This window comes from Pseudomonas lundensis, from assembly GCF_001042985.1.
GTDB classification, from domain to species: domain Bacteria; phylum Pseudomonadota; class Gammaproteobacteria; order Pseudomonadales; family Pseudomonadaceae; genus Aquipseudomonas; species Aquipseudomonas lundensis.
The window spans coordinates 58,139-80,502 of record NZ_JYKY01000002.1; the positions used below are offsets into that span (position 1 = coordinate 58,139).

General features: G+C 61.5%; 17 protein-coding genes, 1 pseudogene and 1 riboswitch. Of the genes and pseudogenes, 10 read left to right on the forward strand and 8 right to left on the reverse strand.

Translation table 11 applies throughout. The annotated features are described in order from the left end of the window. Positions 1-11: 11 nt before the first annotated feature. From cobN to TU74_RS02015, 4 genes are all read right to left on the reverse strand, one after another. Positions 12-3,782, reverse strand: coding sequence for a cobaltochelatase subunit CobN (cobN, locus tag TU74_RS02000; RefSeq protein WP_048374817.1), 3,771 nt, complete (start codon positions 3,780-3,782; stop codon positions 12-14). 3 nt (positions 3,783-3,785) lie between these two features. Continuing rightward, positions 3,786-4,853: a cobalamin biosynthesis protein CobW gene (gene cobW / locus TU74_RS02005; RefSeq protein WP_047274624.1), complete on the reverse strand. Its 1,068-nt coding sequence runs from the start codon at positions 4,851-4,853 to the stop codon at positions 3,786-3,788. A gap of 92 nt (positions 4,854-4,945) precedes the next feature. Beyond that, a riboswitch (cobalamin riboswitch) is annotated at positions 4,946-5,146 on the reverse strand. Positions 5,147-5,190: 44 nt separating this feature from the next. After that, positions 5,191-6,771 (reverse strand): amidase, encoded by a 1,581-nt coding sequence (locus TU74_RS02010; protein ID WP_048374818.1) that lies wholly within the window; start codon positions 6,769-6,771, stop codon positions 5,191-5,193. A 42-nt stretch (positions 6,772-6,813) separates the two neighbouring features. After that, positions 6,814-8,466: a coniferyl aldehyde dehydrogenase gene (locus tag TU74_RS02015; RefSeq protein ID WP_277620516.1), complete on the reverse strand. Its 1,653-nt coding sequence runs from the start codon at positions 8,464-8,466 to the stop codon at positions 6,814-6,816. On the opposite strand from TU74_RS02015, the gene TU74_RS02020 reads away from it, so the two are divergent. From TU74_RS02020 to TU74_RS02045, 6 genes are all read left to right on the forward strand, one after another. Continuing rightward, the gene (locus TU74_RS02020) at positions 8,433-9,413 is read left to right on the forward strand and encodes a flavin reductase family protein (RefSeq protein WP_047274627.1); all 981 of its coding nucleotides are present in this window, start codon (positions 8,433-8,435) and stop codon (positions 9,411-9,413) included. The two genes, TU74_RS02015 and TU74_RS02020, sit on opposite strands and share 34 nt — an antisense overlap. A 50-nt stretch (positions 9,414-9,463) precedes the next feature. Then, entirely contained in the window at positions 9,464-10,237 is a 774-nt protein-coding gene (locus TU74_RS02025; protein WP_047274628.1) for a glucose 1-dehydrogenase, read from the forward strand. 65 nt (positions 10,238-10,302) lie between these two features. Next, positions 10,303-11,094, forward strand: a complete 792-nt coding sequence (locus TU74_RS02030) for a fumarylacetoacetate hydrolase family protein (RefSeq protein WP_047280755.1) — start codon at positions 10,303-10,305, stop codon at positions 11,092-11,094. A 22-nt stretch (positions 11,095-11,116) separates the two neighbouring features. Further along, a complete protein-coding gene (locus TU74_RS02035) occupies positions 11,117-12,046 on the forward strand; it encodes an acetaldehyde dehydrogenase (acetylating) (protein WP_047277065.1) in 930 nt (309 codons plus the stop codon). Between the two features lie 10 nt (positions 12,047-12,056). Beyond that, on the forward strand, positions 12,057-13,079 hold the full coding sequence (gene dmpG / locus TU74_RS02040) for a 4-hydroxy-2-oxovalerate aldolase (protein WP_047274630.1): 1,023 nt from the start codon (positions 12,057-12,059) through the stop codon (positions 13,077-13,079). 54 nt (positions 13,080-13,133) lie between these two features. Then, the gene (locus TU74_RS02045; protein ID WP_048374819.1) at positions 13,134-14,447 is read left to right on the forward strand and encodes a spinster family MFS transporter; all 1,314 of its coding nucleotides are present in this window, start codon (positions 13,134-13,136) and stop codon (positions 14,445-14,447) included. Here TU74_RS02045 and TU74_RS02050 read toward each other — a convergent pair whose 3' ends face one another. Both TU74_RS02050 and TU74_RS02055 read right to left on the reverse strand, forming a co-directional pair. Next, on the reverse strand, positions 14,448-15,530 hold the full coding sequence (locus TU74_RS02050) for an NAD(P)H-dependent flavin oxidoreductase (RefSeq protein WP_048374820.1): 1,083 nt from the start codon (positions 15,528-15,530) through the stop codon (positions 14,448-14,450). It lies immediately after the preceding gene. Between the two features lie 121 nt (positions 15,531-15,651). After that, positions 15,652-17,220, reverse strand: coding sequence for a L,D-transpeptidase family protein (locus TU74_RS02055; protein ID WP_048374822.1), 1,569 nt, complete (start codon positions 17,218-17,220; stop codon positions 15,652-15,654). Positions 17,221-17,346: 126 nt separating this feature from the next. Here TU74_RS02055 and TU74_RS02060 point away from each other — a divergent pair, with 126 nt between their 5' ends. The 3 genes from TU74_RS02060 (at position 17,347) to TU74_RS02070 (ending at position 18,964) form a co-directional block, all read left to right on the forward strand. Further along, on the forward strand, positions 17,347-18,060 hold the full coding sequence (locus tag TU74_RS02060) for a murein L,D-transpeptidase catalytic domain family protein (RefSeq protein ID WP_047293553.1): 714 nt from the start codon (positions 17,347-17,349) through the stop codon (positions 18,058-18,060). Between the two features lie 130 nt (positions 18,061-18,190). Next, entirely contained in the window at positions 18,191-18,463 is a 273-nt protein-coding gene (locus tag TU74_RS02065; RefSeq protein ID WP_048374824.1) for a hypothetical protein, read from the forward strand. Between the two features lie 267 nt (positions 18,464-18,730). Further along, positions 18,731-18,964, forward strand: coding sequence for a DUF7683 domain-containing protein (locus TU74_RS02070; protein ID WP_048374831.1), 234 nt, complete (start codon positions 18,731-18,733; stop codon positions 18,962-18,964). A 59-nt stretch (positions 18,965-19,023) separates the two neighbouring features. On the opposite strand, the pseudogene TU74_RS23260 reads toward TU74_RS02070, so the two are convergent. Both TU74_RS23260 and TU74_RS02075 read right to left on the reverse strand, forming a co-directional pair. Then, positions 19,024-19,275 (reverse strand): annotated as a pseudogene (locus TU74_RS23260) (DNA adenine methylase); the annotation flags it as partial. After that, positions 19,194-20,273 (reverse strand): tyrosine-type recombinase/integrase, encoded by a 1,080-nt coding sequence (locus tag TU74_RS02075; protein WP_420912153.1) that lies wholly within the window; start codon positions 20,271-20,273, stop codon positions 19,194-19,196. The pseudogene TU74_RS23260 and the gene TU74_RS02075, both read right to left, overlap by 82 nt. Before the next feature lie 642 nt (positions 20,274-20,915). Here TU74_RS02075 and dcm point away from each other — a divergent pair. Then, on the forward strand, positions 20,916-22,322 hold the full coding sequence (gene dcm / locus TU74_RS02080; protein ID WP_047273861.1) for a DNA (cytosine-5-)-methyltransferase: 1,407 nt from the start codon (positions 20,916-20,918) through the stop codon (positions 22,320-22,322). Positions 22,323-22,364 lie beyond the last annotated feature (42 nt).

The window sequence follows — 22,364 nt, forward strand, 5'->3', positions numbered from 1 at the left end:
CAGTGTCCACATCAGTCTTCTTCAATGTCCAGCAGCAGGTTTTCCAGTGCATCCCGGTACTCGCCGGGCTCGCTCCACAAGCCGCGTTGCTGGGCTTCCAGCAGCCGCTCGGTCATGTCGCGCAAGGCGTGGGGGTTGTGTTGCTGCACAAATTGCCGGGTGTCCGGGTCCAACAAATAGGCGTCGGCCAACAAGGCATATTGATGGTCGTCGATCAGGTGCGTGGTGGCGTCGAACGCGAACAGGTTGTCCAGGGTCGCGGCCATTTCAAACGCGCCTTTATAGCCATGTCGCTTGACGCCCTCAATCCACTTCGGATTCGCCGCACGGGAACGGACCACCCGGTTCAGTTCTTCCTTGAGGGTACGAATCTTCGGCAGATCCGGTTGGCTATGATCGCCGTGGTAACTGGCGACCTGCCCGCCGCTCAGGCTTTCGACGGCCGCAAGCATGCCCCCCTGGAATTGGTAATAGTCGTTGGAGTCGAGTACGTCGTGCTCGCGGTTGTCCTGGTTCTGCACCACCGCTTGCAACTGGCTCAGGCGCTGGGCGAACGGGCCGCGGGCCGCCGTGCCTTCATCGGCCCCGCCGTAGGCATACCCGCCCCAATTTAAATAGACCTCGGCCAGATCATCGCGGCTCTGCCACAAACGCCCGTCAATGGCGTTCTGTACCCCGGCGCCATAAGCGCCGGGCTTGGCGCCGAACACCCGCCAGCCTGCCTGGCGGGCCGCCAGCTCCGGGCTTAGCCCCTCACGCTCGAGCTGTTGACGCTCGTTGCGCACCCTGGCCGCCAGCGGGTTCAGGTCATCCGGTTCGTCCAGCGCTGCCACCGCTTGCACGGCCGCATCGAACAGGCGGATGAGGTTGGCGAATGCATCGCGGAAGAACCCCGACACCCGCAGCGTGACATCCACGCGCGGCCGATCCAGCAAGCTCACCGGGAGGATTTCAAAGTCGTCGACGCGCTGACTGCCGGTGGCCCACACTGGGCGCACGCCCATCAGGGCCATGGCTTGGGCGATGTCGTCACCGCCAGTACGCATGGTGGCCGTGCCCCACACCGATAAACCTAGCTGACGCAGGTGATCGCCGTGGTCCTGCAAGTGGCGCTCGAGGATCAGGTTGGCCGATTGAAAGCCGATGCGCCACGCCGTGGTCGTCGGCAGATTACGCACGTCCACCGAGAAAAAGTTGCGCCCGGTGGGCAACACATCCAGCCGTCCGCGACTCGGCGCCCCGCTGGGCCCGGCAGGCACGAAGCGGCCGTTGAGCGCGTCGAGCAAGCCCTGCATCTCGGCGGGGCCGCAGGCGTCGAGCCGTGGTGCAACCACCTGCAGCAAGGCGTCAAATATGCTCCGCACCTCGGCCCATTGATCGTCGGGCGGCAAGGCCAACGTGCCGTCCAGCGCCTGCTCGATCAGCCCGGCGGCATACAGTTCAAGGCGCTCGCGGGTGTCGCCGGCCGTGCGCCACAGGGCATCGCTGACCGCCGACAGAGGCGCCGGGCGCCGTGCGGTCCAGGGTTCGGCCAGCGCACAGTCAAGCGGGTCAAAACCCAGATCGAAGGCCTTGGACAGTGCCCGTAGCACACTGGACTGCGCACCACGCCCGTCGCCCCGGGGAATGCGCAACAGCGCCAGCAGCGTGTCAATGCGTAAACGGCCTGTGGGCGATTCGCCAAAAATATGCAGCCCGTCGCGTATTTGCGACTCTTTCAAGTCGCACAGGTAGGTGTCCAGTCGCGGCAGCCAGATGGCCGCATCCGCGTCGCTGTCAAGCTGTTCGTCCAGCTCCAGTTCGCGGTCGATATGGGTTTCACGCACCAGTTTGAGAATGTCGCGCTGCAATTCGCGCGCCCGGCGCGGGTCCAGCAACTGCGCTTCGTAATACTCGTCCGCCAGCCGTTCAAGGTCGCGCAGCGGACCATAGGTTTCGGCGCGAGTCAGCGGCGGCATGAGGTGGTCGATAATCACCGCCTGGGTCCGGCGCTTGGCCTGCGCGCCTTCACCCGGATCGTTGACGATGAACGGGTAGACATTGGGCAGCGGGCCCAGCAATGCATCGGGCCAGCACTCATCAGACAACCCCACGCCTTTGCCCGGCAACCACTCCAGATTGCCGTGCTTGCCCACGTGTACCACAGCATGCGCGCCATAGGTGTGGCGCAACCAGAAGTAAAACGCCAGATAGCCATGGGGCGGCACCAGATCCGGGTCGTGGTACACCGCGCTGGCGTCCACCTGATAACCACGGGCGGGTTGAATGCCGACAAAGGTCAGGCCAAAGCGCAGGCCCGCGATCATCAGCCGGCCGTCGCGAAACATCGGGTCATTTTCCGGCCGCCCCCACCGCGCCAGCACTGCCTGCTGGTTGGCGTGCGGCAACGCACGGAACTGCTCGGCGTACTCGTCCAGCCCCAGGCTTTGGTGGCAAGGGCGCAGGTCAAGGCTTTCCAGGTCATTGCTCACGCCGCCCAGCAGCGCTTGAATCAACGCCGTGCCGGACGCTGGCAGTTCGGCGTCCAGCGGATAACCCTGTTGCTTCAAAGCCCGCAGGATATTCAACGCCGCGGCCGGGGTGTCCAGCCCGACCCCGTTGCCGATGCGCCCGTCACGGGTCGGGTAATTGGCAAGGATCAACGCGATGCGCTTGTGCGGGTTCGGCACGCGGGCCAGCTCAACCCAGCGGCGCGCCAGTTGTGCGACAAAGTCCATGCGCTCGGGCTGAGCGCGATAACACACCACATCCGACTGGCTGCGCTCACTGCGCCAGGCCAGATCCTTGAAGCTGATGGGGCGGCTGATGATGCGCCCGTCCAGCTCCGGCAGCGCAATGTGCATCGCCAGGTCTCGGGGGCCCAGCCCTTGTTCACTGTCACGCCAGCCGGGTTCGTTGTCTTGGGCGCAAATCGCCTGAATCACCGGGATGTTGCGCCGGAACGGCCGCACGTGCGGTGCCTCCGGGCTGGACTGGGCGAAGCCGGTGGTGTTGAGAATGACCCCGGCGTCCACCTCATCGAGCAGGTCTTGCACCACCGCCAGACACCCCGGTTCCTTGAGGCTGGCCACGGCAATCGGTAACGGATTGATCCCGGCCGCTTGCAGGCGCTGGCAAAACACATCCACAAAGCCGGTGTTGGCCGCTTGCAAATGCGAGCGATAAAACAGCAACGCAGCCACGGGAAAATCGGGCTGCCATTGGGCCTGCCAGTCGCTGAGCTGCGGGCTGGCATGCACCGGGTGATAAATCGCGGTACGCGGCAGGGCCTGCGGCTCGCCCCAGGGGTAAGCGCGCCCCAGCCACTGGCCTGCGAGGCAGTTGAACAGTTGCAGCGCGTTGTGCCGCCCGCCCTGACGCAAAAAGTGCCACAACCGTTCGGCCTGTTCGGCCGGCACAGTGCTCAGCGCGCTGAGTTCAGGGTCGGGACGATCGTCGCCGGGCACCAGGATCAGGGTCACGCCGCGCTCGGCCAACTGCATCAGTTGTTCGATGCCATAGCGCCAATAGCCAATCCCGCCATGCAACGACAGCAGAATGACCTTGGCGTGTTGCAGCACCTGGTCGACATACAGGTCGACCGAGGCATGATTCTGAACCTGCATCGGATTAGCCAGACGCAGGCTCGGGTAATCGTCGGGCAATTGCTGCGCCGCTTCGGCCAGCAAAGCCAGGCTGGAGTCGCCGCTGCACAGGATCACCAGCTCGGCGGGGGTTTGCCCCAGGTCGGCAATGTTGTCGTCCGATACAAAGCCACCGGGCTGGGTCCTGAGCAAATGCATGGCTTAAGCGCTCAGCGCAGTGCGCAGGGTGGATTCCAGCAGCGCGGCGTCCAGGTCCTGACCAATCAGTACCAACCGGGTGACGCGGTTTTCATCCGCCGCCCAGGCACGGTCGAAATGCTTGTCAAAACGGGTGCCCACGCCCTGAATCAACAGGCGCATCGGTTTGCCCGGAATCGCGGCGAAACCCTTGACCCGCAGAATGCCGTGGCGGATCACCAACTGCGTCAGGGCTTCGAGCAGCACGCGCTCTTCGGCCTGGGGCAGCTCAATGGAGATGGAGTCGAACGCGTCGTGATCGTGGTCGTCATGGTCATCGCCTTCATGGTGATGATCGTGATGGCTGTGGCGGCTGTCGATGTGCGCTTCCGAGCCGTTACCCAGCCCCAGCAACACGTCGAGCGGTAAACGGCCGCTGCTGGCTTCGATGACTTTGACCGCAGGCGGCAGTTCTTCTGCCACTTCCAGACGCACCTTGGCGAGGTCTTCAGGGCTGATCAGGTCGGCTTTATTGAGAATGACCAGGTCGGCACTGGCCAGTTGGTCGGCGAACAGCTCATGCAGCGGCGATTCGTGGTCTAGGTTCGGGTCGAGTTTGCGCTGGGCATCCACCTGGTCCGGGAACGCGGCAAAGGTGCCCGCGGCCACGGCTGGGCTGTCGACCACGGTAATCACGGCGTCTACGGTACAGGCGCTGCGGATTTCAGGCCACTGAAAGGCTTGGACCAGCGGCTTTGGCAGCGCCAGGCCGGAGGTTTCGATCAGGATGTGGTCGATGTCGCCACGGCGCGCCACCAACTCGCGCATCACCGGGAAGAACTCTTCCTGAACGGTGCAGCACAGGCAGCCGTTGGCCAGCTCATACACGCGGCCATTGGCTTCTTCTTCGGTACACCCGATAGAGCACTGCTTGAGGATTTCGCCATCAATGCCCAGCTCGCCGAACTCGTTAACGATAACGGCAATGCGACGGCCCTGCGCGTTGTCCAGCATGTGACGCAGCAAGGTGGTTTTGCCCGAACCGAGGAAGCCGGTGACGATGGTGACGGGGGTTTTGGCCAGTGTTTTCATCGGATGCCCTTTGGCAAAGCGGCGGGCATACGGGACGAGGCCGCACACGCTGCACGGCCGTATTCGCCACCGGATCACCCCGCCCGGTTGAAGTAAGAAACGCTCACGAGGCAGGTCTCCTGGCTTACGGCTGACAAGCAGCCGGAGGGCTGCGTCTTTCCTTGCGCCTTCCCGCTCCCTGGAGCAGTGGCCTTGCAAGGCAATTGACCGTTTACAGTTGCGGGGGCAGCCGCGGCATACCGCGTTCCCTTCTTAGCTTCGCGTGGCGAAGAACCTCGAACGCGCAAGGCTACGCAGTGCGTTGTAACAGGTCAATGTCAAGACGCGAGCGGGTGGATCAAAGGGTCGGCAATTTGGCCCACGGGTGCGCCTGTTCCAGCTGCGCACTCAGGCGCAGCAGTACATCTTCCCCGCCCATCGGGGCGGTGAGCATCATGCCAATCGGCATGCCGGTGTCACTCATGCCCACGGGCAGCGAGATGGCGGGCTGCCCGCTGACATTGGCCAGCACGGTAAACCCGGCGCTGCCCATGGCGTTGTGGGCGTAACTGTCCCAAGGCTGGTCGAGGCTCAGCAGCCCCAGTTTCGGGGTGACGTTGGCCGTGACCGGGGACAGGATCACGTCGAGCTGGCGGAACTGGTCTTCCATGTAGCCGCCAATCGACTCGAACGACTGGCGAGCGCGATACAACGCTTCGCCCGTGACTTTTTGCGCGTTGCCCACCACCACTTGCGTAATGCGTTCCAGGTCCTCAGGCGTGGCACTGCGGCCCAGCGCTTGCTCACGGTCACGCACCAGGGTCAACAGCGCGTCGCCGATCACTGCGCCATGGGCTCCGAACAATTGCCGCGGATCGACCTGCAAACGCACAGGCTCCACGTCGTGCCCCAGCGCCGACAACCGCTGAGCGGTCGCGTCGAGTACCCGGGCCACTTCAGGGTCCAGCGGTGCACCGGTCAGCGATTCGCGCACCAGCCCCACGCGCAAACGTCCCGGCGCGGCCTGCAACTCGTCCACGTAGGGCCGTGCCAGCGGTTTGGTCCAATACGGGCTGCCGGCTTCATGGCCCTGCCCGGCATCCAGAAACAGCGCCATGTCCCGCACATTTCGCGACACCACATTGCCGACGCTGGCCCCGAACCAGCCTTCGAACTTGCCGGGGCCGCTGGGCGTACGGTAACGGCCCGGCTTGAGGCCCACCAGCCCGCAATAAGAGGCCGGGATGCGAATTGAACCGCCACCGTCCGTGGCATGGGCGACGGGCACAATCCCGGCCGCCACGGCCGCGGCCGCTCCGCCGGAGGAACCCCCGGCACTCATGGCCAGATTCCACGGGTTGCAGGTTTGCCCCCACAGCAGGGATTCGGTGGTCGTGGTCAAGCCGAACTCCGGGCAGGTGGTCTTGCCGAACGGCACCGCCCCCGCGGCTTGATAACGGGCAATCAGGGTACTGGTATGCGGCGCGGCAGCGGCATCTTTGAACAGACGGCAGCCATGGGTGGTGGGCGTGCCTTGCAGGTAGGTATTGAGGTCCTTGATCAGAATCGGCACCCCGGCCAGGCTGCCGGAGGTTGACGTGGCGCTGGCCTCACGCGCTTTGAGCAACGCCTGCGCGTAGTCGTCATGGCGCAGGTTGACCGCCTTGACCCTGGGGTTGACGGCATCGCAACGGGCCATGGCCGCTGCCAGCAATGCCTGCGGGCTGACCTCGCCCTGACGCACGGCCTGCGCCATGCGCCAGGCGTCCATCTGCACATAATCGGCCTGGGACAACGCCGGGCTGTCAGCCGCCAGGGCAAAGCGCCCCAGCAACCCGGCCCCCACTGCCACGGCCCCGGCCTTGAGTACGTGGCGGCGCGGCCAGCCGACAGCGGTTGGCAGTTCGTCAGTGAGCACAGGCGTCTCTTGCACAGTCATTCTCCGAATTTATTGTTGTTTTCAGGGCCGAGCGCGCGACCATCAATCGGCCGTGACCATCGATTGCATCGTCGGCAAAAAGTGCTCGCCATAGGGCGGCAACAAGCCCCACTCGCGACGCGGATCATGGGCAGGTGCCTTGAACACCGTGCGCATGTGGCTGAATTCGAGGAAACCCTCACGGCCGTGGTAATGCCCCATGCCGGACGCGCCAATGCCACCGAAGGGCGCATCGTGCAGGGCGGCGTGCATCATCACGTCATTGATCGTCACCCCGCCGGAATGGGTGTGTTGCAGCACGTAGCGCTGTTCCTCTTCGTTTTGGCCGAAGTAATACAAGGCCAATGGCCGCTCACGGCTGTGAATGTCGGCCAGCGCCTCGTCGAGCTGCGCGTACGGCAGCACCACCAGCGCCGGGCCAAAGATTTCTTCGTGCAGGATCTGGCTGTCGCGAGGTGGATTGACCACCACCTGCAACGGCCGTCGGCGCTGCTGCTCATCCACTGCCAACGGCTGCGGATAGCTTTCGATGCGGGCGCCGCGATCTCGGGCGTCCTGCACGTAGCCTTCGACCCGCTGCAAGTGCCGGGCGTTAATCACCGCCACCACGTCCGGGTTGTCTTCGATGCGCGAGAACAGCTCACCGTAAGCGGTGCGCAGCGCTCCCAGAAAATCGTCCAGCAACCCCTGCGGCACGTACACCACATCGGGGTTGATGCAAATCTGCCCGCCGTTATTGGCCTTGGCGGCGGCAATGCTGAACGCCGCTTTGGCCAGATCGGCGGTGCGCGAGATGATCACCGGCGATTTACCGCCCAACTCCAGCGTCAGCGGCACCAGATTCAAGGCGGCGTTGCGCATCACCGAGCGCGCCACGGCCGTGCTGCCGGTGAACACCAGATGATCGAACGGCTGCGAGGTGAAGACCTGCGCCAGCTCGGCATCCCCGTTGACCACCGCCACTTCAAGGGGATCGAACAGCTCGGCAAACGCTTGCGCCACCACGGCGGCGGTGCGCGGCACCACCTCGGACGGTTTGAGAATGGCCCGGTTACCCGCCGCCAGCACACACGCCAACGGGCTGAGCAAGGTAAAGAGTGGCGCATTCCAGGTGCCGATGATGCCGACGCTGCCCTTGGGCTGGTGCATGACCCACGCCTTGGCGCCCAACTGGTCATAGGGTGAAAACACCTCGCGCGGCTCGTCTTGCATCCAGTGCTCAAGATGGTCGCGGGCGTACTTGAGTGAGGCCAGCGAACCGATCACGTCGTTCATCAGCGAGAACCCTTGCGGGCGCCCGCCAAAGTCCGCGTCCATGGCGTCCACCAGCGGCTGCTGATAACGCACCAGCAACTCGATCACCCGTTGCAGGCGTTCGCGACGCTGTTGGGCGCTGACCGGGCCATGGGCGACAAACGCGGCTTTTTGTGCCTGTAGCACCTGCGGCAGTTGCTCGGGAGTGATCTGAGTGCACGTCATGGGCGAGTCCTGTGAAAGAGGCTGCGGGTGGGTCAATGCCTCGGAAACTAGCCAATCGGGGCGCCCGACGCCTCGTCCGATCGGACGATAATCGGCCGCCTTCGTTAGTCCGTTGAGACGATGTAGCCCGTGGCCTGGCGACGAATACTGCACGTACGAAAATTCAATCCATGAGGTTCGCCATGGCAATGCAAAGCAGCTTCGACCCGCAGGCATTCCGCACGGCGCTGGGCACGTTCACCACCGGGGTGACGATCATCACCACCCAGGCCCAAGACGGCTCGCCCATCGGCATTACCGCCAACAGCTTCAACTCGGTCTCGCTCAACCCGCCATTGGTGTTGTGGAGCCTGGCCAAGACCGCGCGCAGCCTGCCGGTCTTTACCAGCGGCAAACACTGGAATGTGCACGTGCTCTCCACCGAGCAGGAGCCGCTGTCAGGTCGTTTTGCCATGCAGGGCGAGAACAAGTTCGCGGAAATCCAGCTCGACAACGGCATCAGCGAGGCACCGCTGTTACAAGACTGCACCGCACGTTTTCAGTGCCGCACCGCGTTCCAGTACGAAGGCGGCGACCACGTGATTTTTGTCGGTGAAGTGCTCGCCTTCGATCACAGCGACCGCGCACCGCTGGCGTTCCAGAGCGGGCAGTACGCGCTGGCCACGCGCAAACCGCGCAGTGAACTGCGCCTGGCCACCACCCCGCCGCCGCCCGAGTGCAGCTACACCGAAGATTTGCTCGGGTACTTGCTCGGCCGTGCGCACTACCAATTGCTGGATGCGTTGCACCGCTTGCTGAGCAATCAGCAACTGGACGAGCACGCGTTTTTCATCCTCTCGGTGCTGTGCATCCGCGACAACCTGAGCCTGTCGGAGATCAACACCTTCGTCAGCTACACCGGCCACGTCGTGACGGCCGCCAGCATGCGTTTTTTGGAGAAACAAAACCTGGTGGCCGTCGAGGGCAGTCACCAGGCGCCGCGTTATGTGCTGACCGCCACGGGCCGCGAGACCTCGTTGCAACAATTGGCGCTGGCCAAGGCGGTCGAAGAAAACCTGTCGGCCAAACTCGGCCCCGGCGACGCGCAAGCCCTGAAGGTGCTGCTCAAGCGCCTGATTGCCGCCAGCGATCCCGGCCTGCCCGACCTGTGGGCGCCACGCTGAGTCGTGTGCAGAATGCACAAGCCTTCGGATAACAAAAACAAGGGATATTCATGGACATCATTCAACGCTTTACCCTCACTGGCAGCGTGGCCGTCATCACCGGCGGCGGGCGTGGTATCGGCCGCGCCATTGCGCTGGCCTATGCCCAGGCAGGGGCCGACGTGGTACTGGCGGCTCGCACCCTGAGCGATGTCGAAGCCGTGGCCGACGCCGTGCGCGACCTGGGGCGACGCGCCCTGGCCGTGCAGTGCGACGTGAATGACGCCGAACAACGCGCCGCCCTGATCACCCGGGCGCGCGAGCACATGGGCCGCATCACCCATCTGGTCAACAACGCCGGAGGCGCCGGCCCCAATGACCCGTTGACCCTGACCGTTGAGCGCTTCGAAGAGATCATGCGTTTCAACGTGTCCTCGGCGTACCACTTGACTCAGCTGTGCGTGCCGCACATGCGCGACGCGGGCGGCGGCAACATCATCAACATCACCTCCGGTGCTGCCCGTTACGCGCAAACCCAGTTCAGCGCCTATGGCACCGCCAAAGCCGCCCTGAGCCATATGACGCGCTTGCTGGCACAGGATTTCGCGCCGCAGGTGCGGGTCAACGCGATTGCACCGGGGCCAATCCTCACCGATGCCCTGAACCGCGTGCTGCCAGTGCCCATGCGCGAAAGCATGATCAAGGCCACCCCGCTGCACAGCCTCGGCGAACCTGACGACATTGCCGCCGCTGCGCTGTACCTCGCCTCCCCAGCCTCGCGCTGGGTCACCGGGAAAATCCTTGAAGTGGACGGCGGCGCCGAATCGAGCGTGTGGCCGGGCTGAGCCCGCCCCCCCTGCCCAGGTCATCGGGTGTACAGGCCGCGACAACGGGCCCAGAGAGAACATTTATGGACAGCAAACTGATTGAAGCGCTGGGCGATGAGTTGTTTCACGCCCTGCGCGAACGCCGCAGCGTGGCGCCGCTGACGCAACGCTACCCGGACCTGACGCTGGAAACGGCTTACCACATCTCCCTGCGCTTCTTGCAGCGCCGCCAAGCCTTGGGCGAACAGGTTGTCGGCAAGAAAATCGGGGTAACCAGCCGCGCGGTGCAAGAGATGCTCGACGTGCATCAACCCGATTTCGGCTTTTTGACCGATCGCATGCAGGTCGGTAATGACAGTGACGTGAGTTTTGAAACCCACCGGTTAGTGCAACCCCGGGCCGAAGGCGAAATCGCCTTCATGCTCGGGCAAGACCTGCACGGGCCGGGTATCACCGCTGATGACGTAATGGCCGCCACGCACTGGGTCGCACCGTGCTTTGAGATCGTCGATTCACGCATTGTCGACTGGAACATCCGCATTCAGGACACCGTGGCCGACAACGCGTCGTGCGGGGTCTTCGCGCTGGGGGATGAACGCATTAACCCCCGTGAGCTGGACTTGGCCAAGGTGCAATTGAACTTGCGCAAAAACGGTCAGCCCGCGGGCCAGGGCCTGGGGTCTGCGGTTCAGGGCCATCCCTGTGAAGCCGTAGCGTGGCTGGCCAATACGCTGGGTCAGTTCGACATCCCGTTTCGCAAAGGCGAAATCATTCTTTCCGGCGCCCTGGCACCGCTGGTGCCCGTGCTGCCGGGGGATGACGTCAGCCTGACCCTCAGCGGGCTGGGCAGCGCCCGCCTGCGCTTTGTGTCCTGAACCTGTGATCGAGAGCTCAATGATGACCAAAAAGATCAAATGCGCCCTGATCGGGCCCGGCAACATCGGCACCGACCTGCTTTACAAACTGTTGCGCAGCGAGGTGCTGGAACCGGTGTGGATGGTGGGCATCGACGCCACGTCCGAGGGATTGGTGCGGGCCCGGGACATGGGGCTCAACACCACCAGTGACGGCGTGGATGGCCTGTTGCCCCATGTGCTGAGCGACAACATCCAGATTGCCTTCGACGCAACCTCGGCCTACGTGCATGCCGAAAACAGCCGCAAGCTCAATGAGCTGGGCGTGCTGATGATCGATCTGACCCCGGCCGCCATCGGCCCCTACTGCGTCCCGCCGGTCAACCTGGCGGCCAACCTCGAACGCGGCGCGATGAACGTCAACATGGTGACCTGCGGCGGGCAAGCGACGATCCCGCTGGTGGCAGCGGTGTCCAGCGTCCAGCCCGTGGCCTATGCCGAAATTGTCGCCACGGCGGCCTCCAAGTCCGTAGGCCCCGGCACGCGCAAAAACATTGACGAATTTACCCGCACCACCGCCCGCGCCATCGAACAGGTGGGCGGCGCCAAAAAAGGCAAGGCCATCATCATCGTCAACCCGGCCGAGCCCCCGCTGATCATGCGCGACACGGTGCATTGCCTGACCGAGACCGAACCGGACCAGGCCGCGATCAGCCAAGCCATTGCCCAGATGATTACCCAGGTGCAGCAGTACGTACCGGGTTACAAATTGGTCAACGGGCCGGTGTTTGACGGCAACCGGGTGTCGATCTTTATGGAGGTCGAAGGCTTGGGCGACTTCTTGCCCACGTACGCTGGCAACCTCGACATCATGACGGCAGCGGCGGCGCGAACCGCTGAGATGTTTGCCGAGCAACTCCTCAAGGGCGACCTGCAACTGCGCGCCCACGCCCCGCAACCCGCCCTCGTTTAAGGAGCCGACCATGGACCTTCGCGGCAAAAAAATCACCGTGCATGACATGTGCCTGCGCGACGGCATGCACCCCAAGCGTCATCAGATCAGCCTGCAACAGATGAAAGACATTGCCTGTGGCCTCGACGCTGCCGGGGTGCCGCTGATTGAAGTGACCCACGGCGACGGCCTGGGCGGCAGTTCGGTCAACTATGGCTTCCCGGCCCACACCGATGAGCAGTACCTGTCGGCCGTGATCCCGATGATGAAAAACGCCAGGGTCTCGGCGCTGTTGCTGCCCGGCATCGGCACCGTGGACCACTTGCAAATGGCCCATGAGCTGGGGGTTAACACGATTCGGGTCGCGACTCATTGCACCGAAGCCGACGTGTCGGAACAGCACATTGCCTATGCCCGCAAACTGGGCATGGACACCGTCGGGTTCCTGATGATGGCGCACATGAACAGCCCTGAAGGGTTGGTCAAGCAAGGCAAGCTGATGGAAAGCTTTGGCGCCAATTGCGTGTACCTCACCGACTCTGCCGGTTACATGCTGCCCCACGACATCAGTGCCCGCGTGAGTGCCTTGCGCGCCGCCCTGCACCCGGACACCGAGATCGGCTTTCATGGCCACCACAATTTGTCGATGGGGGTGTCCAATTCCATCGCTGCCATCGCCGCCGGCGCCACGCGGATCGACGCTGCGGCGGCCGGGCTTGGCGCAGGCGCAGGCAATACGCCCATGGAAATTCTGGTGGCGGTGTGTGACCGCATGGGCATCGAGACCGGCGTCAGCGTGTTCGGCATACAGGACGTGGCCGAAGACTTGGTGGTGCCGATCATGGACTTCCCGATTCGCAGCGACCGCGACGCGCTGACCATGGGTTATGCCGGGGTGTATGGATCGTTTTTGCTGTTCGCCAAACGCGCCGAGAAAAAGTATGGCGTGCCTGCCCGGGAGATTCTGGTGGAAATGGGGCGTCGTGGCATGGTCGGCGGTCAGGAGGACATGATCGAAGACACCGCCATGACCCTGGCCCGTCAACGCGCCTGAGCCCTTCAGGGGGTGCCGGCGCTTACGGTGTGTTCAGTGGACAGAGAATCGACAATGCCCAACGCCCATGTCGGCTGGCGCAGCCATGGCCTGCTGTTATTACTGGCCGCCATCTTCGCTGACAACTTTGTCGGGCGGCAGATTCTGGCGGTCATGATTGAACCGGTCAAACGCGAGTTCGGCGTGGGTGACACCGCGCTGGGCCTGATATCGGGCCTGGCGTTTGCCGGTGTGTATGCCCTGCTCGGCCTGCCCGCCGGGCGTCTGGCCGATCGCATGTCGCGCACTCGCCTGCTGGCCGTGGCGTGTCTGTTGTGGGCGATCGCGACCATGGCCTGCGGGCTGGCGGTGAGCTTCTGGATGCTGGCACTGGCGCGCATGGCAGTAGCGGTGAGCGAGTCACCCACCACGTCCGCATCCATGTCGATCATTGCCGACCTCTACCCGCCCCACCGCCGCTCCTTTGCGATCAGCTGTTTTACCGCGGCGCCGACCTTTTCGGCGGTGATCGGGCTCAGCCTGGGCGCGTGGGTGGTTGAACACTATGGCTGGCGCACCGCGTTTATCGCCATTGGCTTGCCAGCGCTGCTGTTCTCAACCGTGCTGGCGTTTGTGGTCAAAGACCCGGCTCGCGGACGCTGGGACCTGGCCGGTGTACACGCCGCTCATCCGTTGCAAAGTTTAGGCGGGGAAGCACGCGCGTTATGGGCCATTCCCGCCTACCGCTGCCTGATCCTGGCGGGCGGTTTGTGCACCCTGAGTGCGTACGCCATTGGCATGTGGAACACCAGTTTTCTGGTGCGCTCCCATGGTTTGTCGCTGCAACATGCGGGGCTGTTGGCCGGTGTGATTGGCGGCGGCGTCGCGGGCATCGGCGCGCTGTTCAGCGGTTGGCTGAGTGACCACCTGACGCCACGCAACCCGCACTGGCAGGTGAGCATCCCGATCATCGGGCACGTCGCGGCGCTGGCGGCGTTGGTGGCGTATTTGTTGTGGCCGGACACCGTGTTGATGCAACTGGGGAGCCTGCCGGTCCCCGGGGCCATGCTGTGGTGCGCGCTTTACAGTTTTTTTGCCGTGTGGTGGGTGGCACCGTCATACAACCTGGTGACGCAACTGGTGCCCGCCAGCCGACGCGGCACGGCCATGGCCTTGCAGACCATTGTGTCGACCTTGCTGGGTATTGGCGCCGGCCCGCTGCTGGCCGGGTTGCTCAGTGATGCGTTGCAGCCGGCGTTTGGCCTTGAGTCACTGCGTTACAGTTTGTTGCTGGTGAGTGTGCCAGTGCTCGGTTCGATCGGTTTGCTGATTCGCGCCGCAGGTCATGTGGCGCAAACCCGCTACGGTGCCCTGCCGCACAGCGCCTGATCAAACTGGACGGCGGGCCGCGTAATCGTCGATCAGTCTTTTCGTGAGTTCATAGGACGACAGGTCGGCAGCGCGCCCCGGACTCAAAGTAAATGCCTGGCCGGCCCACAGGTTGATGAAATCCCCCGAGCCCTGGGGTTCGGTTTTGGCCTTGAGCGGCAACAGAACCCCGCCTGCCAGTGGAAAGGCCGGGGCCTGATGATGCATCGGGCCCATCTCGCGCATCACCCGATTGACGATGCCGCGCGCAGGCCGCCCAGTGAACAGATTGGTCAACGCGGTCTGGCTCGACGTGGCTTCACGCAACGCCCGCCGATGGGGGTGAGTCACTGTGGCTTGCGGGCAAAACAGGTAGGCCGTACCGATCTGCACCGCGCTCGCCCCCAAGGCAAACGCTGCTGCAATCCCGCGCGCATCAGCAATGCCCCCGGCGGCGATTACCGGGACTGAAACCGCGTCGACGATCTGCGGCACCAGGGCGAAGGTGCCGATCTGGGTGGTCAGTTCATCGCTCAAAAACATTGCCCGGTGGCCACCGGCTTCGTACCCCATGGCAATGATCGCGTCGCAGCCATGGCGTTCGAGCCACTGCGCTTCCTCGACCGTAGTGGCGGAGCTCAGTATTTTGGCGCCGCATGCCTTGACCCGCGCCACCAGCGCCGGTGCGGGCAAGCCGAAGTGGAAGCTGACGATTTCCGGTCGCAACTGCTCGACGAGGGCGCAGGTGGCGTCGTCAAATGGCGCACGGCTGGACACGGGAGTGGGCGCATCGAAGTCGGCGCCGAGTTCGTCGTAGTACGCCTTGAACTGCGTCTTCCACTGCTGAGCCCGTTGGGCATCGGCAACAGGCGTCACGTGGCAGAAAAAGTTCAGGTTCAAGGGCTTGTCGCATGCGTCACGAAAGGCTGCGACTTCGCTGCGAATCGTCGCCAGATCCAGGGTGGCACAGGCCAGTGAACCCAAACCGCCCGCCTTCGCCACACCGATCATCACGTCGGCACCCGCCCCCAACATCGGGGCTTGAATCAGGGGGGCGGCAATGCCTGCCAAGTCGATGAAGCGTGTGTCCGGCCAGACGTTCATGCGGTTCTCTCTTGGGGAAAATGGGGGGGCCATAGTAAAGCGGGCGTTCAGGGCGTCACAAGGGTGAGCCGTCCTGGATCAAGGGGTGCATGCCACCCCTTATTGAACCCTGCCAATGACATCAGTCGGCTTTTGACTTGCTCGCCAGTGCCGCGATTAACCGAGGATCGTGGTCGTACACGTCCGGCGCATACGTGATCTTGCCGTCTTTGTCGGCCTGGGCCGTCCAGTACGTCATCAAGATCGGCATCGGCTGTTCCAGCCGAAACTCATGGGTGCGCCCCGTGCTGAGCAATTCTTCAGTGCGGGCTTTTTCGGCAGGGTTGACCAGCCAGTCCCGCAGTTCGAACGCCGACTCCACCCTTACACACCCAGAACTGAAGGCCCGCGGTGCTTTGCTGAACAGCGCCTGGCTGGGGGTGTCGTGCAAATACACGGCGAACGGATTGGGGAAACGCACCACGATCTTGCCCAACGGATTGCGCGGACCTGCGCCCTGGCGCAGCAGGATGTTGCCCGGACGCTCCCAGTTCACCTCTTGTGGTGAAAGCTGCCGACCGCTGCTGTCGAGCACTTGCAGGTCATGACGCGCCAGGTACGACTGATCGCGGCGAATTTGCGGCAGTTTGTCTTGCTTGAAAATGGTCGGCGGGATGGTCCAGGTGGGGTTGAGGGTCAAGCGGGTGACGCGGGATTTGAGCAGTGGTGTTTGCCGGTCGGGCCTGCCCACCTGCGTGCGGGTTTGCCAGACCGGCACGCCATTTTGATAGACCATCAGCAACGCGGCCGGCACGTTGACCAGCAGGCTGGTGGGTTCGAAGTCCTGCGCCATCCAGCGAAATCGCTCCAGGTTGATGCGCAATTGATCCCGGCGCGCCTGCGCACTGACGTTCATCTCTTTCAGCGTACCCGGCCCGATGACACCATCGGCTTGCAGGGAATGATCCAGCTGAAAGCTCTTCACGGCGGCGGCCAGCTCCGGGCCGTAGGTCGTGTTTGTGGGCTTGGGCAGGTGATCCAGATAGCCCTCGCTCAGCATGCGCTCAGCCAGCACGGGCACCCGTGGGTCCTGCATGCCGGGTTTGAGCAATTGCCCCTGCCCCACTACAGGCCAGTGAGGCAGCGGCCGCACGCGTTCCCGGGCATAGACTTTGCGCAGGTTCTGGTAGCGCTCCAGCGCAGGGCGCGCCTTGTCGAACGCGCTGCGTATGTCCTGCAACCCCGGCCCGGCAATCGCCAGAATCTCGGCCTGTCGGTCCGGCGCTTCATCGCCGGAGTGCCATACAGGCTCGAAACGTGATGGGTTCAGACGACCGAAATGCAGGTCCTGCAAGGCTTGCAGGTATTGAAAGCTGGTATCGATGTCAGCGCACACCCCCTGCTCTTTAGGCAACGGGTAATGCGCCGGGTCCAGCCCATCGTCGGCCAGCGTGGGCAGTTCGGTCTGCAACGCGGCCAGACGGCCGTCCACTGACCACAGCGGCTGATACTGCTGAGTTTGATAAAACGCCTGCAGCCATTGCTGGTCGGCGGGCTTGATCCGCGGGGCCAGCGTCGGGCATTCGCGGGGCAAATCTGCGAGCGCAACCTGAATCATCGTCGCGGGGTCCACAGGCACCTCATCGGCCAGAACGACCAATGGCACTGCGAGCAAAGCAATGCTCAAGTAACATGCGTGTTTTTTGATCAACTGCTTTACTCCAATCCATGGCCATCATGGTTGATGGATAACCGTAAGACCCGTCGGCTTTACACAGGCAAATAGCTGGCTGGACGGGGCATCTGGAGCCAATACATCAGTGAGAATCCTCGACCTATGCTGACTTTCCTGCGACGGCTTTGTCTGGCCGCCGCGACCCTGGGCACGCTTTGCAGCCCTGCGTTCGCCGCCAGCCCCTCTACACCGGTACTGTTCAACAGCCTCGCCCAGGCAGCACCAGAACTCAATCCCCAAGCACTAAAAAGTGCCATCAGCGCCATGCAATGCGCCGTGAACAATGGCGCCAGTCAAGCACGCCATCTGGCGGTGATTGACTACTCGCAGCCTTCTACAGCGCGCCGCCTGTGGATCTTCGACCTGCAAAGCAAACGCCTGGTATTGCGTGATCTGGTGGCCCACGGGCAAAACTCCGGAGAAAACTTCGCCACCCAATTTTCCAATGACGAAGGCAGCTACCAGTCCAGCCTGGGCTTGTTCCGCACCCAGGAAAGCTACAAAGGCACCCATGGTTACTCACTGCGCATGGATGGCCTTGAGCCCGGCATCAATGACCGGGCACGCGACCGGGCGATCGTGATTCATGCCGCCAGCTACGTGAATCCGCTCTGGAGCCAGCGCCAGGGGCGCATCGGTCGCAGCCAGGGCTGCCCGGCGGTTCGCCCGCAAGTGGCGCGTAAAGTGGTAGACAAACTCAAGGACGGACAGTTCATGTTCGCGTGGTACCCCGACAAGCGTTGGCTGCAGTCTTCGGCTTACCTCAATTGCCAGCCCCGGCTGGTGGCCAGCATTGTTACGGCCAAAGGTAGCTAAAGCACCGGGGCAATCGTCGTCACGCAAATGCCGACTTCAACACTACAGACCTTCCGCTAAGAGACTACGCTACGAGGTGTCATTAACATGGCGCCTCGTAGCGAGGTTGCGCTAGACAAGGAACGCTGTAGTGACATTTCTCTTGAAATTTGAACAGGCCGGCGAAGCCAACGCCGTTAACGTTTCCGGCATTGAAGAAGCCCTGGCATTCGTCACCCGGGCTGACCGCCCGCTCGATAATCCCACGCTGCATTGCGTGCCCAGGCAAACGTATTGCACCCTCCTTCCCGGCCTGGGTGTCGACAGTGTGGTTCAGGAACTGGACAGCCAATGGGAATGGGCGGTAGACGACCCCCTGCGGATCAATCCCACGCTCAAGCCGAAATACCACGGCTGCCCCTGAAGTCTGCACGCCCATCGATCGCGGGACCGCCCGGCCTACCCGCGGTGATGCCCTCCTGGCGTTTGGATGCGATCACGGCCCCGGCATCCTCGACTGTAAGCCTCTGACCCACTGATCCCCGTCTTCGCTGAGCGCCTTTTGCGGCATGGAGGGCAAGCTTTCCAGAATGAACCACATGTGGGTGGCTTCGGCACTTAAGCGGGTACTGACACGTGGGTGCCAGTAAGGACAAACTAAAGATGCTGATAAAAACAGAGAGGTAGAACCATGAAATTTATCGTCGAAGCATTCGATAAAGAGAAGGAATTTCTAGATTTTGAAGTTGTTCTGCCAAACGACTGCGAAGCCCAACTAGCCAAAATCATGAACTGGTCATCACCACAGCGAGGTGATGAGGGCTACAACCTTAGCAGCACCCAACTGTCTAGCATCGAGGCATTGGCAGGTAAGTGTTTCAGCGACGATAAACACCTATTTCAACTCCCCTGTAACGTGAGCTGAAATACGGCCTCTGATGATTCACGTAGCGGGTACTGACTCATACCCTCGCCACCGTCATATCAAAACAACATCCCCGGCGCCTCTGGCTCCCACTTCATAATCACCAACTCACTGCTAACCTCAGCCTTCCCCTGCCGTTGATTCGCGGTGCTGTACCGAATATCCACGGTCTCAAAGTGAAAGCCCTCAAATACCCGCCGTATATCCGGGTGATCGTTAATGCTGACCATCACCTTGCCTTTACAGCGGCGCATGAAGTCGGCCATCCGTTCATAGTTATCAAACGGGAAGTCCACTCCATACCCAGCCGACGGCGCATGGAGTTCCAGTCCCGGTGCCCCGATACGCTGGCCACCCTAGGAATGTCCCAATCCATTTCAAACAGTCGGCTGACGCCTTCGTGACGCAGGTCATGAAAGTGCAGATCCTCAATCCCCAAAAACTTGCAGGCGCGTGTCCAGGGTGCGGATATGGACTCGGCGTTGTAGGGGAATATTTCATCTACTGCCTTGGGCATTGTCTTAATGATGGCCATTGCTTCGGGTGGCAAATGGCACCACACGTCGTTGCCAAGTTTCTGCCCGGGATTCTTCATGTCCCGCACCAGGACACGGTTGCCCTCTTCGTCCAGATCAGACCACTTGATACGGGTGATCTCTTCTTGGCGGCGCGTCGAGAACAGCGCGAAGGCGGTCATCTTGAGCATGTTGATTGAGCTGGGGCAGTAGGCAAGGATGCCTTGGAAGTGTGTCAGCAGCTTGTCCAGCTCATCCAGTGTCGGGCGTCTGTCACGTTCACGGCTGCGCATGTTGTAACCCAGCTTGCGCAGTACCTTGCGGGCATCACCCATCGCGTGAGGATCCACCTGATAGCCCCATGCAGGGCGGGCGATGGATAGAACGGCGCCCAAGTGTGCTAAATCATTACCGGCTGTCTGCGGCAGCACACCGCCGCCTTCAGGTCCCATTCGCCAGACCGCATACTCGACCAGTATCTGGCAGTTCAAGTCCTGGTCATTTATCTGGCCCAAGTAGGATTCGCTGATCGCTTTGAGCGTGGCCAGCTTGGTTTTTCCCAGTGCGCGGGCTTTTTCCATTTCGAGCACGTAGCGCTCAATCATTTCTTTGACTGTAGCGCCCACGCGGTTTGCGCGCTCGATGGCGCCTGGTTGATCTAATTCTGCCTCACGCTTGCGAACCCAAGCTTGAGCGGCCTGTTTACGGGCGAAGGCTTGGCTCTCTTGGTAGACTTGCACACCGTCGCGTTTGATGCGGATCTGGGCAGTGTAGGTCACAACCCCACTTGCCAGTTATCTTGCCCTGATAGTTGCCATGAGAAAGTGGTACGCGTCAGTTTCAAAGTGGTACATCGTACCACCGAGCCTTGAAAAACGCCTGAAAACGCCCTAAAACATGCTTAAAACACGTAGACAAAAATGGTACAGAATTCAGCTACTCCCCACGTAAACAGACGCTCTGCGGTGTCCAGACGCTTTAGCGTGGCCCCTATGATGGATCGAAACGACTGATTTAAAAAACCATTATTAATCAATAGCTTATATTTCGTTTCAGTGTTGCTGTAGCAAAATTAAAGCTACACAGAGGCCATCCAAAGGAATCCCGCCCCCCTCCCGCTCTTCCCCTTTGGCAGTACATGCCACCATTAACCGCCCTAAGCATCTCCCTGCTCATCCTCGTCGTCCCAAGCGCTAAACGCTCATTGACCAACTGATAAATAGACGCTTGCGAATGAGCAACAAAAAATGTGGATTACCACCCTTGCATACTGGTTGGATATACAGCAACCTACCACGCAACATATCCCTGACTCGCTTCGATCCGATGCGGTGGCTGATTTCGCCCTTCCGGGAAGATATTAATTTACATCACAAGCTAGAGGGATAGAATGGTGACATTACGTCACAGATTTTACCCAGAGGAAAACAGGACTCATGAACCTTTTTGATAGCGCAGCTCCTGAGTCTGCCCAACTGGGACTTCCAATCTCTCCACCGCACCTCGCAGAAGATCTTGAGCTGATAAACAAGCTACTCGAGATCTACGACCAGGGGCAGCTTGCCGCAAAGCTTAATGAGGTAGGCTCCCTGCATTGCCGGGAGACGGTAAACCGTTGGGTTAAAGGCAAGGCAACGCCTCGTCTTACCTACGCAGAGCACATGCATCTGAAGTCCCTGCTTCCACCCAAGCCTACAAAAAAGACCACTTTCACTTTTATCGACCTGTTTGCAGGAATCGGTGGAATCCGGAAGGGGTTTGAAGCCATCGGAGGTGAATGCGTATTCACATCCGAGTGGAACCCTTTCGCCGTCCGCACTTACAAGGCAAACCACTATTGCGACCCGGAGCGTCACCGCTTCAATCAGGACATCCGCACAGTTACCTTGTCCGACAAGCTCGACGTTAGCGAAGAAGAGGCCTACCAGAATATCGATCGTGAAATTCCTGATCATGACGTCCTGCTGGCCGGCTTCCCGTGCCAACCGTTCTCCTTGGCAGGTGTTTCCAAGAAAAACTCTTTGGGCCGCAAGCATGGCTTCGAGTGCGAAACTCAGGGCACCCTGTTCTTTGACGTCGCCAGGATCATCAAAGCCAAGCGCCCGGCAGCCTTCCTGCTGGAGAACGTCAAGAACCTGAAAAGCCACGACAAGGGCAATACATTCCGCATCATTTGCGAAGCACTGGATGAGCTCGATTATGAAGTCGCAGACGTCAACGCGCCAAAGGGTTCAGACCCAAAGGTGATCGACGCTAAAAACTTCGTACCGCAGCATCGGGAACGTATCGTCCTGGTCGGCTTCCGCCGCGACTTGGGTATCCATGACGGCTTCACGTTGCGTGACATTGAAAAGTTTATCCCCAAACAACGCCCTACCTTTGGTGACATCCTGGAGCCAAAAGAAGAAGTGGACAGCAAGTACATCCTCACGCCGAAACTTTGGGATTACCTTTACAGGTATGCCGAGAAACACCGCCAGAAAGGCAACGGCTTTGGGTTTGGCTTGACAGGGCCGAATGACGTAGCACGTACCCTATCGGCCCGATACCACAAAGACGGGTCTGAAATATTGGTGGATCGCGGCTTCTCAGAGAAGCTCGATTTTAATAGTGAGCTCAATCAGCTGAATCGCCCTCGCAGACTTACGCCGCAAGAATGCTCACGTTTGATGGGTTTCGATAAACCGGGCGAAAGCAAATTCGTGATTCCAGTTTCAGATACGCAAGCGTATCGTCAATTTGGTAACTCAGTTGCAGTCCCTGTGTTTGAGGCGGTTGCACGACTGATGAAGGATCGGATTTTGGCCGCGAAAGCCAAAACCGCAGCCCCTAAGCAGCAGTAAGTGCCCCGGAGTTCTCCACACAAGCATCGGGGCCATCACTGC